This window comes from Actinomycetospora sp. ABD4_176 (genome assembly GCF_056311855.1).
On the sequence record NZ_CM149974.1, the window covers coordinates 2,580,798 to 2,595,179 of the forward strand.

17 protein-coding genes and 1 tRNA gene are annotated in these 14,382 nt (G+C 74.3%); 8 read left to right on the forward strand and 10 right to left on the reverse strand.

What is annotated here, in order from left to right; translation table 11 throughout:
- Positions 1-8: 8 nt before the first annotated feature.
- Genes ACYX4T_RS12460 through ACYX4T_RS12475 form a run of 4 tightly spaced genes read left to right on the forward strand, consistent with a single transcriptional unit; the run spans position 9 to position 2,689 of the window.
- Complete coding sequence (locus tag ACYX4T_RS12460; protein WP_476015265.1) at positions 9-494, forward strand: (2Fe-2S)-binding protein; 486 nt, start codon at positions 9-11, stop codon at positions 492-494.
- The gene (locus ACYX4T_RS12465) at positions 491-1,186 is read left to right on the forward strand and encodes an SRPBCC family protein (protein WP_476014806.1); all 696 of its coding nucleotides are present in this window, start codon (positions 491-493) and stop codon (positions 1,184-1,186) included. Before ACYX4T_RS12460 ends, ACYX4T_RS12465 begins: the two co-directional genes overlap by 4 nt.
- On the forward strand, positions 1,176-1,832 hold the full coding sequence (locus ACYX4T_RS12470; protein ID WP_476014807.1) for an isochorismatase family protein: 657 nt from the start codon (positions 1,176-1,178) through the stop codon (positions 1,830-1,832). Before ACYX4T_RS12465 ends, ACYX4T_RS12470 begins: the two co-directional genes overlap by 11 nt.
- Positions 1,829-2,689, forward strand: a complete 861-nt coding sequence (locus ACYX4T_RS12475) for an alpha/beta fold hydrolase (RefSeq protein ID WP_476014808.1) — start codon at positions 1,829-1,831, stop codon at positions 2,687-2,689. Before ACYX4T_RS12470 ends, ACYX4T_RS12475 begins: the two co-directional genes overlap by 4 nt.
- Before the next feature lie 70 nt (positions 2,690-2,759).
- Here the strand turns inward: ACYX4T_RS12475 and ACYX4T_RS12480 are convergent, their stop codons facing one another.
- Both ACYX4T_RS12480 and ACYX4T_RS12485 read right to left on the reverse strand, forming a co-directional pair.
- On the reverse strand, positions 2,760-3,542 hold the full coding sequence (locus ACYX4T_RS12480) for a maleate cis-trans isomerase family protein (protein ID WP_476014809.1): 783 nt from the start codon (positions 3,540-3,542) through the stop codon (positions 2,760-2,762).
- Entirely contained in the window at positions 3,539-4,585 is a 1,047-nt protein-coding gene (locus ACYX4T_RS12485) for a 2,5-dihydroxypyridine 5,6-dioxygenase NicX family protein (RefSeq protein WP_476014810.1), read from the reverse strand. Before ACYX4T_RS12485 ends, ACYX4T_RS12480 begins: the two co-directional genes overlap by 4 nt.
- A 111-nt stretch (positions 4,586-4,696) precedes the next feature.
- Here ACYX4T_RS12485 and ACYX4T_RS12490 point away from each other — a divergent pair, with 111 nt between their 5' ends.
- The gene (locus ACYX4T_RS12490) at positions 4,697-5,794 is read left to right on the forward strand and encodes an NYN domain-containing protein (protein ID WP_476014811.1); all 1,098 of its coding nucleotides are present in this window, start codon (positions 4,697-4,699) and stop codon (positions 5,792-5,794) included.
- A gap of 38 nt (positions 5,795-5,832) precedes the next feature.
- Here the strand turns inward: ACYX4T_RS12490 and ACYX4T_RS12495 are convergent, their stop codons facing one another.
- From ACYX4T_RS12495 to ACYX4T_RS12525, 7 genes are all read right to left on the reverse strand, one after another.
- Entirely contained in the window at positions 5,833-6,552 is a 720-nt protein-coding gene (locus ACYX4T_RS12495) for a mycothiol-dependent nitroreductase Rv2466c family protein (RefSeq protein ID WP_476014812.1), read from the reverse strand.
- A 24-nt stretch (positions 6,553-6,576) separates the two neighbouring features.
- Positions 6,577-7,203 carry a maleylpyruvate isomerase family mycothiol-dependent enzyme gene (locus ACYX4T_RS12500; protein WP_476014813.1) on the reverse strand — a complete coding sequence of 209 codons (627 nt, stop codon included), beginning with the start codon at positions 7,201-7,203 and terminating at the stop codon, positions 6,577-6,579.
- 45 nt (positions 7,204-7,248) lie between these two features.
- The gene (locus ACYX4T_RS12505) at positions 7,249-8,034 is read right to left on the reverse strand and encodes an SDR family oxidoreductase (RefSeq protein ID WP_476014814.1); all 786 of its coding nucleotides are present in this window, start codon (positions 8,032-8,034) and stop codon (positions 7,249-7,251) included.
- Between the two features lie 12 nt (positions 8,035-8,046).
- Complete coding sequence (locus ACYX4T_RS12510; protein ID WP_476015266.1) at positions 8,047-9,189, reverse strand: acetyl-CoA C-acyltransferase; 1,143 nt, start codon at positions 9,187-9,189, stop codon at positions 8,047-8,049.
- A 97-nt stretch (positions 9,190-9,286) separates the two neighbouring features.
- The gene (locus ACYX4T_RS12515; protein WP_476014815.1) at positions 9,287-10,111 is read right to left on the reverse strand and encodes an oxygenase MpaB family protein; all 825 of its coding nucleotides are present in this window, start codon (positions 10,109-10,111) and stop codon (positions 9,287-9,289) included.
- A 46-nt stretch (positions 10,112-10,157) separates the two neighbouring features.
- A complete protein-coding gene (locus tag ACYX4T_RS12520; RefSeq protein ID WP_476014816.1) occupies positions 10,158-10,676 on the reverse strand; it encodes a hypothetical protein in 519 nt (172 codons plus the stop codon).
- Between the two features lie 81 nt (positions 10,677-10,757).
- On the reverse strand, positions 10,758-11,561 hold the full coding sequence (locus ACYX4T_RS12525; protein ID WP_476014817.1) for an SIR2 family NAD-dependent protein deacylase: 804 nt from the start codon (positions 11,559-11,561) through the stop codon (positions 10,758-10,760).
- A gap of 169 nt (positions 11,562-11,730) precedes the next feature.
- Between ACYX4T_RS12525 and ACYX4T_RS12530 the strand changes: the two genes are divergently transcribed.
- From ACYX4T_RS12530 to ACYX4T_RS12540, 3 genes are all read left to right on the forward strand, one after another.
- Positions 11,731-12,222 (forward strand): hypothetical protein, encoded by a 492-nt coding sequence (locus ACYX4T_RS12530; RefSeq protein ID WP_476014818.1) that lies wholly within the window; start codon positions 11,731-11,733, stop codon positions 12,220-12,222.
- A 174-nt stretch (positions 12,223-12,396) separates the two neighbouring features.
- Positions 12,397-12,469: transfer RNA gene (locus ACYX4T_RS12535), tRNA-Arg, on the forward strand.
- A gap of 132 nt (positions 12,470-12,601) precedes the next feature.
- On the forward strand, positions 12,602-13,621 hold the full coding sequence (locus ACYX4T_RS12540; protein ID WP_476014819.1) for an RNA polymerase subunit sigma-70: 1,020 nt from the start codon (positions 12,602-12,604) through the stop codon (positions 13,619-13,621).
- Positions 13,622-13,645: 24 nt separating this feature from the next.
- Here ACYX4T_RS12540 and ACYX4T_RS12545 read toward each other — a convergent pair whose 3' ends face one another.
- Complete coding sequence (locus tag ACYX4T_RS12545; protein ID WP_476014820.1) at positions 13,646-14,203, reverse strand: dihydrofolate reductase family protein; 558 nt, start codon at positions 14,201-14,203, stop codon at positions 13,646-13,648.
- Between the last annotated feature and the right edge of the window lie 179 nt (positions 14,204-14,382).

The window sequence follows — 14,382 nt, forward strand, 5'->3', positions numbered from 1 at the left end:
GCCGCACCGTGAACGACCCGCACCTGCTGACGCTCGCGGTCAACGGCGCCGAGCACGAGGTCGTCGTCGAACCGCGGCGCACGCTCGCCGACGTCCTGCGCCACGACCTGCGCCTCACCGGCACCCACGTCGGCTGCGAGCACGGGGTGTGCGGGGCGTGCACCGTGCTCGTCGACGGCGCCCCCACGCGGGCGTGCCTGGTGTTCGCGGTGCAGGCCGAGGGCGCCGACGTGCGCACGGTCGAGTCGCTCGCCCGGGACGGCGAGCTCTCCGACCTGCAGCAGGCCTTCGGCGACCACCACGCCCTGCAGTGCGGCTTCTGCACCCCCGGCTTCCTCATGCTCGCCGAGGGCGTGCTGGCCGAGCAGCCGGACGCCACGCGGGAGGACATCCGCGAGGCGCTCTCGGCGAACCTGTGCCGCTGCACGGGCTACCAGACCATCGTCGACGCGGTCCACGCGACGGCCTGTTCCCGACGGGAGACGAGCGCGTGATCCTGGACAACCACCTCGACGTGCCGGCCGCGCCGGACGCGGTGTTCGCGCTGCTGAACGACGTGGAGCGGGTCGCGGGCTGCCTGCCGGGCGCGACGCTCGAGGGCCGCGACGGCGAGGCCTACCGGGGCCGGGTGAAGGTCAAGGTCGGGCCGATCAGCGCCGCCTACGCGGGCACGCTGCGGTTCACCGAGATCCTGCCCGAGCAGCGCACGCTGCGCCTGTCGGCCCGGGCGTCGGACGCCCACGGCGCCGGCGACGCCGAGGCCGACGTCGTGCTGTCGGTGGCCGAGGCCGCCGGCGGCTCGATCCTCGACCTGCACACCGACCTGCTCGTCCGGGGCAAGATCGCGCAGTTCGGCAAGGGCGCGATCACCACGGTCTCCAGCCGCCTGCTCGACCAGTTCGCCCGCAACCTCGCCGGCGAGCTGTCCGGGAGTACGAGCGATGCGGCATCGCTGGCGTCTGAAGCCAGGATCGCCACAACCTCGCCGGGCGACACGCCGAGCCGAGGGACGCCGCCGACCGACGACGGTCAGGCCCTCGACGGCCTGGCGATGCTCCTCCCCCCGAACGCCGGCCGCTGGGCCGCGCTGGCCGGCGCCGCGGCGTTCGGCGTCGTCCAGGGCTACCTGCTCGGGCGCCTGCGCGGGCAGAAGGACCTGATCGAGGAGCTGCGCCGTGGCCGCTGAGCACACCGTCGACGCCGTCTACGCCCGCGCCGGCTTCGGCGCCGCCGTGCTCCGGGGACCGCGCCCGGCGCTGGTCGTCGTCGACCTCACCCGCGGCTTCACCGAGGCCGCGTTCCCGTCGGGCTCCGACCTGACCGCCGAGGTGGAGGCCACCGACCGCCTCGTCGAGGCCGCCCGCCGGGGCGGCGCGCCGGTCGTCTGGACCGTCATCAGCTACACGCCCGCCGAGGCCGACGGCGACGCCGTCGCCTGGCTGCGCAAGGCTCCCGGCATGCGCACCCTGCGCGAGGGCAGCGAGGCCGTCGCCCTCGACCCGCGCCTCGACCGCCGGGAGCACGACCCGCTGATCGTCAAGAAGGGCGCCTCGGCCTTCCACGGCTCGGGGCTGGCGTCCCTGCTCACCGGCCTGCACGTCGACACGGCCGTGATCTGCGGCGCCACCACCTCGGGCTGCGTGCGCGCGAGCGCGGTGGACGCCGTCCAGTCCGGCTTCGACACCCTCGTCGTCGCCGACGCCTGCGGCGACCGCGCGCGGGCCCCGCACGATGCGGCACTGTTCGACCTGCAGGCGAAGTACGCCGACGTCGTCGGCCTCGACGACGCCGTGTCGTACCTCGACGACCCCTTCCGGAAGGCCGACACGTGACCCAGCCCGAGCCCGCCGACCGCCGCGTCCTGTCCCAGCCGGCGCTCGCCGACCTCGGCGAGCTCCCGGCCGACAGCCGCTGGATCCGCTCGCGCGGCCCGCTGCTGCACCTGCTCGACTACGGCCCCGAGGGGCGCCCGCCGCTCGTCGTCGTCCCGGGCATCACGAGCCCGGCGATCAGCATGGACTTCGTCGTGCGCGGGCTCACCGACCTCGTGCGCCCGATCGTCCTCGACGTCCGCGGCCGCGGCCTGTCGGACAACGGGGACGCGTACGACCTCGACACCTACGCCCGTGACGTCGAGGCCGTCGTGCGCGGGCTGCGCCTGGAGCGCCCGATCCTGCTCGGGCACTCGATGGGCGCCCGCATCGTCGCGGCCACCGCGGCTGCCGGCCGGGTCGGCGTGCACGGCTCGGTCCTCGTCGACCCCCCGATGAGCGGGCCCGGCCGTGGCCCCTACCCGACGACGCTCGAGGCGTTCCTCGGCCAGCTCGACCAGGCCCGCCGTGGCACCGACGCCGACGAGGTCGCGCGGTCCTGGCCCCGCTGGCCCCGCCGCGAGCAGGAGCTGCGCGCCCGGTGGATGGGGTCGATCTCGCGGGACGCGATCGTCGCCACCCATGCGGGCTTCGAGTCCGAGGACTTCTTCGCGATCTGGCCCTCGGTGCCCGCCCCGACCGTGCTCGTGTACGGCGGGGACAGCCCGGTGGTCACCGCCGCCGGCGCCGAGGAGGCCGCGAAGGCCAACCCGGAGGCCTCGGTCGTCGAGGTCCCGGGCACGGGGCACATGGTGTTCTGGGACGACCCCGCCGCCGCGCTGCAGGTCGTGCGCGACGCCCTGCGCGCCCTGATCTGATCGGAGGGCACCTCCGCTCGATCCACCCGAGCGGAGGTGCCCTCCGATCACCACCACCGACCGCGACGGGTCACGCCGCCCGCGTCACGTCCCCCGGGTCGGTGACCGACCCGCTCAGCAGCGCGCCGGCGTCCGGCACGCGCGTGGAGAGGCCCAGCGAGGACAGGATGCGGAAGGTCGTCGCCGTGGCCGCGGAGAGCACCGGCAGGCCCACCTCGTCCTGCACCGCCTCGATCACCGGCAGCGAGGGCATCTGCACGCATGCCGAGAGCACCAGGGCGTCGGCGCCGGTGAGGTCGACCTTCTTGTGGTGCTCCCGCAGGTCCTGCGGGTCGAGCCGGGCGACGGCGAGGTTGTCGGGCACCTGCAGCGACAGCGAGTCGGCGACCTCGACTCCCGCGTCCTCCAGGTACGCCACGACGGCCTGGGTCAGCGGCTCCATGTAGGGCGTCACGATCGCCACGCGCTTCGCCCCGAGCGCCGCGATGCCCGAGAGCAGGGCCCCCGCGCTCGAGACGACCGGGGCCGACGATCCCTCGGCCCGCAGTGCCGCGGTGATGTCGTCCTCGGCGGTGCAGTGGAACCCGGGTCCCTGAGCCATGATCGCGACCAGGCACGCGGTGGCGACGACGTCGGGGCGGGCGTCGGCGAGCTCGGTGGCCGCGCGGGCCGCCTGGGTGTTCATCGCCTTGAGCTGCTCGGGCGTCACGTGCTGCATGCGCGCCCGGGCGGCGTGGAAGACGAACCGGTCGTCGGGCAGCACCCGCTCCCGCGCAGCGAGCATGCGCGGGAGCTCGGTCTCCATCGTCAGGTTGGAGCTCGGGACGATCATCCCGATGTGGTGGTCCGTCATCGCTTCACGGTAGGACGCATCTCGGGGATCGTCAGCTCGCCGGCGTCGACGACGAGCTCGTCGTCCAGGTAGAGCGAGTTGCCGCGCATCGGGATGTCGAAGTGGCACGGGGTGTCGTTCGGGCCGCCGAGCTCGTTGTTCGGTCCGATGGAGAACATGACGTTGCCGTAGAAGCTGCGCAGTTCCATGCCCATGCCACCGGGAAACTGCGTCAGGCCGTGCCAGTGGGCGCGCTCGTCGAGACCCCAGCCGACGTGCGACATGCCGTAGCCGCGCGGGTCGTCGAAGCTCTGGATGTAGGACGAGAGCAGTTCGGCGTCCAGGCTGAATCCACCGTCCTGGCCGCGGATGTCCCGGATGAACCCCTGCTCGATCGTCAGCGTCACCGGCGTCTGCACGTAGGTGTTGAACGGCAGCAGCACGTCGCCCGGCGAGAGCACGATCTGCCCGTCGACGCCGTCGTCGGCGCCGCCGGTGAACACGAACGCGGCGGGCCAGTGGTCCCAGCGCCCGGGGGTGTCGGTGTAGCCGTACTCGCTCATCGTCGGGTAGACGCCGAGGCGGTAGGTGACGTCGGTGCCCGCGGGGCTGGTGATGCGCATCGTCTGCGCCTTGGCCAGCAGGTCGGCGCCGTACTCGACGCGCTCGCGCAGCTCGGTGGTCGGCATGAGGCGGGCCAGCAGCTCGGGCGGCTCGACGGCAGTGAGGATGCGGGTGCCGGCGTCCTGGATCGCGAACTGCTCGGGCGAGAAGAGCAGGAACGTGCAGTCGACGAGCATGTCGACCGACTTCAGCGCCTCGACGGCCAGCGGGATGTCCCCGAGGCCGGAGTCGCCGACGGCCCACGCGCCCGACGCGCTGGCGGGCGGGGGCAGGCGCAGGTGGAAGGTCGCCGCGCCGAGCTGCTGCGCCGCCCACAGGAACGCGTCGGCGTACTCCCCGCGCTCGGCGCCGCGGGTCAGCACGGCGACGGTCTCGCCCTCGTGCACCCCGGAGAGCCGCAGCTGCTGCAGGCAGATGTCGTTGAACAGGTTCTGGTCCATCGGTCGACCACCTCCGCGTCAATCCGAGCACGTACTATCCGAGCACGCAAGGCTTGCAACCCAATCGTCACGCCCGGACCGCTGTCCGGACCAGGGGCCTACGCTGCCCCGGTGGCACCCGAGGACGAACGCATCGCCCTGTTCCTCGACTACGAGAACCTCGCCATCGGGGCGCGGGACGGGCTGGGGGTGTCCCCGTTCGACTTCGGCCCGGTCGCCGACGCGCTGGCCGAGCGCGGGCGGGTCGTCACGCGCCGCGCCTACGGCGACTGGTCGGCGTTCGACGAGGACCGGCGCCTGCTCGCGCGCGCCCAGGTCGAGCTGATCGAGATCCCGCAGCGGATCGGCGGGTCACGGAAGAACGCCGCGGACATCAAGATGGCCGTCGACGCGATCGAGCTCGCCTACGAGCGCGGGTTCGTCACCACCTTCGCGATCGGCACCGGCGACTCCGACTTCACCCCGCTCATGCACAAGCTGCGCGAGATGGACAAGCGCGTCATCGGCATCGGCGTGCAGTCGTCCACCTCGAAGCTGCTGCCCGCGGCGTGCGACGAGTTCCTCTTCTACGACCGGCTGCCCGGTGTCGAGGCCCGCCCGGTCCCGGCGCGCCCGTCCCGGCGCCGCCCGACCACACCGGCCGCCGCTCCGGAACCCGTCGAGCCGGAGGCCCCCGGAGCGGAGGTCCCCGAGCCGGTCGAGGAGGCCACTCCCCCGACGTCCGACCCCGACCTCGCCGCCGTCGTCACCAGCACCCTCGCGGGGCTGGCGCGGGCCACCGACGGGCCGGTGCGCGCGTCGACGCTCAAGCGCGCGATCCTGCGCAAGGACCCCACGTTCGACGAGGGCGACCACGGCTTCCGCGGCTTCGGTGAGCTCCTGCGCCACCTCGAGCACCGCGGCGTCCTCGCCCTCGCCCCGGGCACGGCGGCCGGCGACCCCGAGGTCGCGTTCCCCGAGGACGCCTCGGCCGAGGACGAGGCCTTCGCCCTCTTCGCCACCACGGTGCGCGACCTCGAGGAGGCCGCGGGCGCCCCGCCCCAGCTCTCGGGCCTCAAGGACCAGATGCGCAAGCGGGAGCCGGGGTTCTCGGAGAAGCGATACGGGTTCTCGAACTTCCTGGCCTTCGCCCGCGCCGCCCGCGCCCGTGACCTCGTCACGATGGACTGGGACGACGGGCGCGGGGACTACCAGCTCTCGGTGTACTGAGCCCTCTGTGTACTGAGCCCTCGGTGTACTGAGCCCGCTCACCGGTGCTGGCGGCGGCTCCCGCCGTGCCAGTCCTCCACCACGCCCACCTCGTCGGTCGAGACGCCGAACGACGGCAGCTGCGGCTGCTCGCGCAGGGAGCGCTTGAGCTCGGCGAAGCCGGGGAACCGGGCGAGCCCGACGGCGTGGTCCCACAGCTCGCCCGCCTGCTCCGCGGTCGGCATGCGGCTGATCACCGGGCCGAAGAACGCGAGCCCGTCCGGCGGGTCGACCTGGATGATCGGGGTGCCGACGTCCCGGCCGGTCAGGGCGAGCGCCTCGTCGGTCTCGGCCTGCACGACCTCGTCCCACGCGTCGTCGTCGGCCGCCTCGGCGAGGCTCGTGGGCAGGCCGGCGGTGGTGAGCACGCCGGCGAGGAAGGTGTCGGTGCCCTGCTCCTCGCGGGCAGCGGCGGTGTCGGGCACCGGCTCCTGCTCGAAGACGTGGCGGCCGAACGCCTCCTGCAGGCGGTCGAGGGCCTCGGCGCCGTGCTCCTTGCGCGTCCGCGCCGCCACCCGCAGCCCGCGCAGCCCGGCGGTGTGGCCCGCCTCGTACTCCGCTGGGAACTGCGCGGCGTAGTCCACCCCCGCGTTGACCAGGCGCAGCGAGATGAAGCGCCACTCGATGTCGAGGTCGCGCTGGCCGGCGACGAGGCGCAGCCACTTGCTCGTCATCCAGCAGAAGGGGCAGATCGGGTCGAACCAGAAGCGGACGTCCACGTCGGAGACCCTAGGTCGGGCCGATCACGTCCGCACGCGGCCGGCCAGGGTGCCCACGCCCGGGCCGTCGAGCTCGTCGAGGGCGTCGGCCCGGCCGGCCGCGGCCATCAGCACCGCCTCGCCCGGACCGGTCACCTCGGGGCCCTTCCCCCAGGTCCAGTCGACGTCGGTGGCCACCAGCCGCAGCCCGCGGATGCGGGGCGCCGCGTGGACGGGCGGGGCGACGACCGCGAAGGCGAGGACCGCGCGCAGCCGCTCGGGCGGGATCGTGCGCGGCAGGCCGAGCGGGCGGCGGATGTCCTGGTGGTGGATGGTGCCGTCGGTCAGCGCGATCCGGTAGCCGAACCGGGCCGTGAGCCCCTCGGGCGTGCGGTAGCGGCGCACCAGGTCGACGAGGTTCCAGGGGTCGAGCTCGTGCAGGGCGTCGAGGGCCCGGCGGTTGGCGCGGTCCGGGGAGAAGCCCGACTGCGCCAGGATGCGCAGGAATCCCGACATGCCCTGCACGTCGTAGCTGACGACGTGGGCGACGACCTCGCGCACCGACCACCCCGTGCACAGCGTCGGCGCGTCCCACTGCTCCGGGGTGAGCGTCGCGAGGAAGTCGGCGAGGTCGCCGCGCTCGTCGCGAGCCAGGGCGAGCACGTCGGCCATGCGCGGCATCCTGGCAGCCGGGCGCGCCCGCGCACGAGTCGCCGGTCAGCCCAGCGAGTCCTGCAGCCGGCGCATCCCCGCGAGCCACCGCTCGTAGTCGTCGCCCTTGCGTCGGAAGAAGGTCAGGACCTCCGGGTGGGGCAGGACGAGGAACTCCTCGCGGCGCACGCCCTCGACGACGGCGTCGGCCACCGTCTCGGGGGTCAGCACCTCCCCGGCCGCCCGGACCGCGCCGGTGGCCCGCGAGCCCATGCCGCCCGGGTCGACCTCGAGCATCGGCGTCGCCACGCCCATGGGGCAGACGGTGCTGACCCGGACGCCGCGCGCGCCGTAGGTCACCGAGAGCCACTCGGCGAACGCCACCGCCGCGTGCTTGCTCACCGCGTAGGGCGCCGACCCGATCTGGGTCAGCAGGCCCGCCGCCGACGCGGTCGCGACGAAGTAGCCCTCGCCGCGCTCGAGCCAGCCGGGCAGCAGCAGGCGCGCGGCGGTGATGTGCGCGCGGACGTTGACGTCGAGGACCGTGTCCCAGACGTCGTCGGGCGTCTCGACGGGGTCGGTACCCGCGGCGACGCCGGCGTTGGCGAAGAACAGGTCGACGGGCCCGAGCGCGCCCGCCACCTCGGCGAGCATCGCCGCCGTGGCGTCCGCGTCGGTGACGTCGAGGGGACGCACGAGGTCGGCGTCGACCCCCTCGCGCATGCCGTCGAGCGCCCCGTCCCGGTCGGTGGCCGCGACCCGCGCGCCCGCCCCGCGCAGCGCGGCCACCAGCGCCCGCCCGATACCGCCGCCGGCCCCGGTGACGACGGCGACGCGATCAGTCAGCTCCATGCGCCGACGGTGTCAGACCCGCTCGATGATCGTCGCGTTGGACTGGCCGCCGCCCTCGCACATCGTCTGCAGGCCGCGGGTGCCGCCGGTGCGGTGCAGCTCGTGGATCAGCTTGGTCGCGAGAACCGCGCCGGTGGCGCCGAGCGGGTGGCCCATGGCGATGGCGCCGCCGTTGACGTTGGTGCGCTCCAGCGGCGCGCCGGTCTCCTGCGCCCACGCCAGCACGACGGGCGCGAACGCCTCGTTGCACTCGAACAGGTCGATGTCGTCGATCGCGAGCTTCGCGCGCCGCAGGACGTCGCGCGTGGCGGGGATCGGGCCCGTCAGCATGAACACCGGGTCCTCGCCGACCACCGACAGCGTCGTGACCTTGGCGATCGGCGTCAGCCCGTGGGTGCGCAGCGCGTCCTCGGAGACGACGAGCAGCGCCGCGGCGCCCACCGAGACCTGGCTGGACACCGCCGCGGTGATCTCGTAGCCCTCGCGCAACGGCGGCAGCGTCGACATCTTCTCGACGTTCGCGTCCGGGCGGATGCCCTCGTCGCGGTCGAGGCCGTTCAGGGGCGCGATCTGGCCGGTGAAGCGGCCCTCGTCGGTGGCGCGGGCGGCGCGGCGGTGGCTCTCGACCGCGAACTCCTCGAGCTGCGGGCGGCGCAGGCCCCACTTCTCGGCGATGAGCTGGGCACCGCGGAACTGGCTGATCTCCTGCTCGCCGTAGCGCTCGATCCAGCCCGGGCCCTCGCGGCGGGTGCCCATGCGCTCGAGCACCGCGGCGTTGGCGTCGATGGGGACGATCGCCATGTTCTCCACGCCCGCGGCGATCACCATGTCCTGGGTGCCCGACAGCACCGCCTGCGCGGCGAAGTGCAGGGCCTGCTGCGAGGAGCCGCAGGCGCGGTTGATCGTCGTGCCGGGGACGTGCTCGGGGAAGCCGGCCGAGAGCCACGCGGTGCGCCCGATGACGCCGGCCTGCGGGCCCAGCTGCGAGACGCAGCCCATGAGGACGTCCTCGACGGCGCCGGGGTCGATGCCGGTGCGCTCCACCAGGGCCGTCAGCGCGTGCGCGCCCAGGTCGGCGGGGTGCACGTCGGCCAGCACGCCCTTGCGGGTGCCGACCGGCGTGCGGACGGCGTCGACGATGTAGGCCTCGGTCACGGCCACGGGTGCCTCCTCGCTGCGGTGATCGTGGGGGATCCCCTGACCATGAATGTCAGCATGGCCGCCGGGCCGACACCAGGGCGACTCCGTCACCTCAGCCCGCGCGGGCCTCGCGGACGAGCCGGCGGGCCCGGGCGACATCCGGCGGCGCGGGGATGTCGGGCAGCAGCGTCGTCGCCGTGTAGAGCGCGCGCAGGGCGAGGGTGACGCCCAGGTCGGTGGTCGGCAGGCCCGGCAGCCCGTACATCCGCCGCGCCCACCGCGGCAGCGTCGAGAACGAGATCGCGGCGACCGAGGACAGCGTCAGCGCGAGCCCGGTGGGCGCGCTGGGCTGCGGGGTGAGCAGGCCCCCGACGCCGCGGCGGGCCTCGTCGGTCAGCCCCAGCCGCGGGCGCAGGCGCTCGAAGTACGCGGCGAGCTCGGTCCGCGACGCCGGCACGATGGCCGGGTCGAGGCCCACGACCTCGGCGGCCCGCACGCTCTCGGCGACGTAGGCGTCGGCCTCGGCGTCGTCGACGACCCCGGCGCGACGGGCCACATCGACGTACGAGTCGATCTCGGCGTTGTGCACCCAGAGCAGGTTCTCCGGGTCGTCGAGGGCGATCTCGGTGCCGTCCGGGTCGCGGCCGCGCAGGGTGGAGTGCAGGCGGCGGACGCGCGAGCCCGCCTCCTCCACGTCGGCGCGCGAGCCGAACGTGCGGGTGCCGACGAACCCGACCGTCCGCTGGAAGCGCGGCCACGCCTTCTTCGGGTCGAACAGCGCCGAGTTCTGGAACGTCGCCCGCATGACCTGCGGGTGCAGCGACTGCAGCAGCAGCGCCCGCATCCCGGCCACCCACAGCACCGGCTCCAGCTGCACCCGCCAGGTCACCGACGTCGGACCGAAGAGGCCGAGGTCGCCGAGGTCGTCATCGGTCACGCCCGCCACGTCCGTCATGGGGACGGGGTCACCGATCCGGGGCGTGTCAACCGCGCTCCTCTGCGAGCCGGGCCGCGGTCTGCGACACCTTCGCCTCCGCCAGTGCCGCCCGCCGCTCGGCCTTCCACACCCGCTTCTCGGCCTTCTTCTCCGCGCGCCGGCGCCCGGTGCCGAGCAGGAGCGCCACACCGATGCCGAGCATCCAGACGTCCTTGGCGATGGGCGTGCCCTGCTGGGTCGGGCGGAGGTTGCCGTCGTGCATCCCCGGCACGCGCAGGTAGAGGCCGAGCATGCCCGACGAGAAGCCGGTCAGCGCGGCGCCGGCGACGCGGCCGGAGACGAACGGCGCGAGAAGCGTGGCGCCGACGGCCATCTCCCCCACCGAGAGGGCCTTGAGGAAGGTCGGCGGGTCCATGTCCTTGAGGAACGGGTACGCGCCCGACGCGAAGCCGTGCAGTCCGGACGCGGTCTCCTCGTCGCCGCTCCACTTCTGCAGGCCGGAGTTGAGGATGAAGGCGCCGGTCGCGAGACGCTGCGGCACCTGGGCGAGGTCGACGGAAGGCATGGGCGCATCGTGCTCCCGTCGCCGTGTGCCCGCACAGCCCGGTCTCCCGGTGCACGTCGCCGAGCCACGACGCCGCCCGCGCTAACCGGCGGGCAGGCCCGTTACGAGCCGCGGGAGGAGCTCGCCGGTCCCGCCGCGGAGGACGACCGTCGCGAGGTCGTCGTACGGCGTCGGCTCGCCGTTGACGATGACCACCGCCGCACCGGCCGCCGCCGCGAGGTCGACGACGCCCGCCGCCGGGTGGACGCCCAGCGACGTCCCGGCGGCGAGCAGGACGTCGGCCTCCACCGCGGCCCGGCGGGCGCGCATGACCACGCCCGCGTCGAGCTCCTGGCCGAACGAGATCGTCGCGGACTTGAGGACGCCGCCGCACAGCGCGCACGGCGGGTCCTCCTCGCCGGCCGCGACGCGGGCGAGCGTCTCGGGCATCGGTGCCCGGGCGCCGCACGACAGGCACTGCGTGTGGTGCACCGTGCCGTGCAGCTCGACGACGAGGTCCGGCGACGACCCGGCCGCCTGGTGCAGCTCGTCGATGTTCTGGGTCAGCAGCGCGAGCAGCCGCCCGGAGCGCTCGAGGTCGACGAGCGCGGTGTGGGCGGGACCGGGACGCGCGCGCCACACCGGGTGCACGGCACGTTGGCGCCACGACTCGCGCCGCACCTCGGGGTCGGCGACGTAGGCCTGCAGTGTGGAGAGCCGCTCGGCCGAGGGGTCGCGGGTCCAGACGCCCTGCGGCCCCCGAAAGTCGGGGATGCCGGAGTCGGTGGAGACCCCCGCGCCGGTGAGCACGGTGACCCGCTCGGCGCGCGCGAGGAGATCCGCGGCCCGCGCCACGTCCGGGTCGCGGGCAACGTCGTCGGCGGCCTCGTCGTCGTGGTCGCTCATGCCCCCACCGTCCCCCACTCGGGTGTCCTGTGTAACGCCCCCCTGATTCACCCCGAACTCACCCGTGCGGCGTCGCGAGCACCTCCGGGTGTCGGATCCCCGGCTCGGGCGCCCACCGGGGAGGGGTGTCGTGGGGACCCACCGTCAGCCGTCATCGCGTGTCATCGGCGTGCACAGCCTGCCGACCGCCGCCATCTCGCTCATCCAGGAGCAGGCCGAGGTCCGCGGGCTGGGCCGCGACCCGCTGCCCGAGGTGACGCACGCCGTGCGCACCGACGTGGTCGTCCGGACCTCGGGGTGGTTCGGGCGCGGTCGTCCGCGCCGCCGGACCACCGAGCTGCTCCTCACGCCCGACGTCCTCGTGGTCACCGACCGCGATCCCGACCGCGACGGGCCCGACCCGGACGCGCAGGTCGCGTTCCACCGGCTCTCGCAGCTCGAGATCACCCGCGTCGAGGGGCCCGAGCCGGGTATCGGCCTGCTGTCCACGCCCGTCGGGGCCACCGAGCGCGGCTCACGGGTGGTCGTCACCGACGGCGGCCCCGAGACCGATCGCTTCCACCGCGCCCTCGCCGACGCCGCGGCGCGCTCGCGGCAGGTCGACGTGCCGTCCTCGCGGATGCCGGCCGAGGCGATGCCCGCGCCGTCCGAGGTGTCCTAGCGCGCACGCACCGCGTGCGAGCGGTAACGACCCCGCCGGTGCTGCTGGCTCAACGGCCGGCGGAGCCGTCCCGACCGCCGGCCTTCAGCCAGCGGTGACGATGCGTTTCCCGAATCGGTGCCGGTGCGAAACGGCGGGAGGGGATGATCGGGGCGACCGCTACCCTGGTCCCGGGCCCCCGTAGCTCAGGGGATAGAGCACGGCTCTCCTAAAGCCGGTGTCGCAGGTTCGAATCCTGCCGGGGGCGCCCAGGTCGCACCGGCCCTCGCCGCCCCCGCCGGCCCGAGCGGGACACGAGCTGGCGGCGCCACCGATCAGGAATCCCGCGCCCCGTCGTCGGTCCTGGCGTCCCCTCGCGACGCTGGAAGGATCGCCGACCATGACCGACACCGGCCTGCCGGGCGCCGACGAGGCCGCGTTCATCGCCGCGGCCCGCGCGGGCGACGCGGCGCGGTTCGCCCTCGTCACGGAGCCCCACCGCCGTGAGCTGCAGGTCCACTGCTACCGGATGCTCGCCAACGTCGACGACGCCCAGGACCTGACGCAGGAGACGTTCCTGCGGGCGTGGAACAAGCGGGAGTCGTTCCGGGGCCACGCCACGGTACGGACCTGGCTCTACCGGATCGCGACGAACGCCTGCCTCGACTTCCTGGAGAAGCGCGCCGACCGCACACCCGTGCCGTCCGGGCTGCCGGGCCTCGAGGTCGAGGTCGAGGTCGAGGTGCCCTACCTGCAGCCGTACCCCGACCGGATGCTGCCCGAGGACCCGCAGGAGGCGGTGGTGGCGCGGGAGACCATCGAGCTGGCGTTCGTCGTCGCCGTGGCGCACCTGCCGCCGCGGCAGCGCGCGGTGTTCGTCCTGCGCGACGTCCTCGGCTGGCCGGCGTCGACGACGGCGGAGGCCCTCGAGGTGACCGTCGGGTCGGTGACCAACGCCCTGCAGCGGGCGCGCGTGACGGTGCGCGCGCAACTGCCCGACCGTCGCCTCGACTGGCGGAGTCCCGCCACCCACGAGCTGTCGAGCGACGAGCGCGGCGTGGTGGCGGCCTACATCGACGCCCACGAGCGCAACGACCTCGACGGGCTGGCCTCCCTGCTGCGCGCGGACCTGCGCTTCGCGATGCTGCCCGACCCGGGCACCGTGAGCAGGACGGCCCGGGAGGCGGTGGACGGCTGGGTGTCCGCGGGGCTCTTCGGGGAGGGCTACGACGACTGGCGCTGCACCGCCACGACGCTCAACCGCATGCCCGCCGCCGCGCTGTACCGCCGCGCCCCCGGCGACCCGGAGTACCGGCTGTTCACCCTCGCGGTCCTGCACGTCGTCGACGGGCAGATCGCCGAGCTCACCGGGTTCGACGCAGCCGGCAAGCCCTGGCTGAGTCTCCCCGCGACGCGGTGACGCGACGCTGTGGCCCGACCGGGCTCACCGTCTCGCGTAGCGGGTGAGCACCACACCACCCGGGAACGTCCGCGTCTCCACCAGGTCCAGCTCCACCCACTGGTCCAGTGGGCCGAAGAGCGGCGTGCCGCCGCCGAGCAGGACCGGGTGGATGACGACCTCGTACTCGTCGACCAGGCCGGCCCGCAGCACCGCGGCGGCGAGCGTCCTGCCCCCGACCCTCATCGGCGCGCCGTCCTCGCCCTTGAGCCGGGTGACCTCCGCGACCGCGTCGCCGGTGACCAGGCGCGCGTTCCCGTCCACCTCGTCGAGCGTCGAGGAGAACACCACCTTCGGCGTCTCCCGCCAGTTCCGCGCGAACGCGATGTGCGCCGGGGTGGCCCCCGGCTGCTGGTCGGCGGTCGACCAGAAGGACATGGTCTCCCACAGTCGGCGCCCGTACAGGAACGTCCCGATCGTCTGCTCCCGCTCGAGCCACCACCCGAACAGCTCGTCGCTCGGCGCGCTCCAGCCGAGGTCGTCGCCGGGCGCGGCGACGTAGCCGTCCACGCTCACGTTCATGCCGAAGATCAGGTTCCGCATCGTGCCGCCTCCTGTGTGGGTCGATCCCACACGGACAGACGGGCCCGGCCCGAGGAGCTGATCGGTCGGCTCGCCGACCTCGGAGGAAGGTAGGTCCGCCCGACCCTCCGCACGCTTCGCGCAGGCAGGACCCGCTGACGGAACCGCTTACGCCCTCATCCGCGTCGCGCATCTCGACC

Excerpts from the sequence above, each read along its gene's own strand:
- ACYX4T_RS12480 (WP_476014809.1), bottom strand. The coding sequence starts at position 3,542 with ATGACGGACCACCACATCGGGATGATCGTCCCGAGCTCCAACCTGACG.
- ACYX4T_RS12485 (WP_476014810.1), bottom strand. The coding sequence starts at position 4,585 with ATGGACCAGAACCTGTTCAACGACATCTGCCTGCAGCAGCTGCGGCTC.
- ACYX4T_RS12500 (WP_476014813.1), bottom strand. The coding sequence starts at position 7,203 with ATGGCCGACGTGCTCGCCCTGGCTCGCGACGAGCGCGGCGACCTCGCC.
- ACYX4T_RS12505 (WP_476014814.1), bottom strand. The coding sequence starts at position 8,034 with ATGGAGCTGACTGATCGCGTCGCCGTCGTCACCGGGGCCGGCGGCGGT.
- ACYX4T_RS12520 (WP_476014816.1), bottom strand. The coding sequence starts at position 10,676 with ATGCCTTCCGTCGACCTCGCCCAGGTGCCGCAGCGTCTCGCGACCGGC.
- ACYX4T_RS12525 (WP_476014817.1), bottom strand. The coding sequence starts at position 11,561 with ATGAGCGACCACGACGACGAGGCCGCCGACGACGTTGCCCGCGACCCG.
- ACYX4T_RS12540 (WP_476014819.1), top strand. The coding sequence starts at position 12,602 with ATGACCGACACCGGCCTGCCGGGCGCCGACGAGGCCGCGTTCATCGCC.
- ACYX4T_RS12545 (WP_476014820.1), bottom strand. The coding sequence starts at position 14,203 with ATGCGGAACCTGATCTTCGGCATGAACGTGAGCGTGGACGGCTACGTC.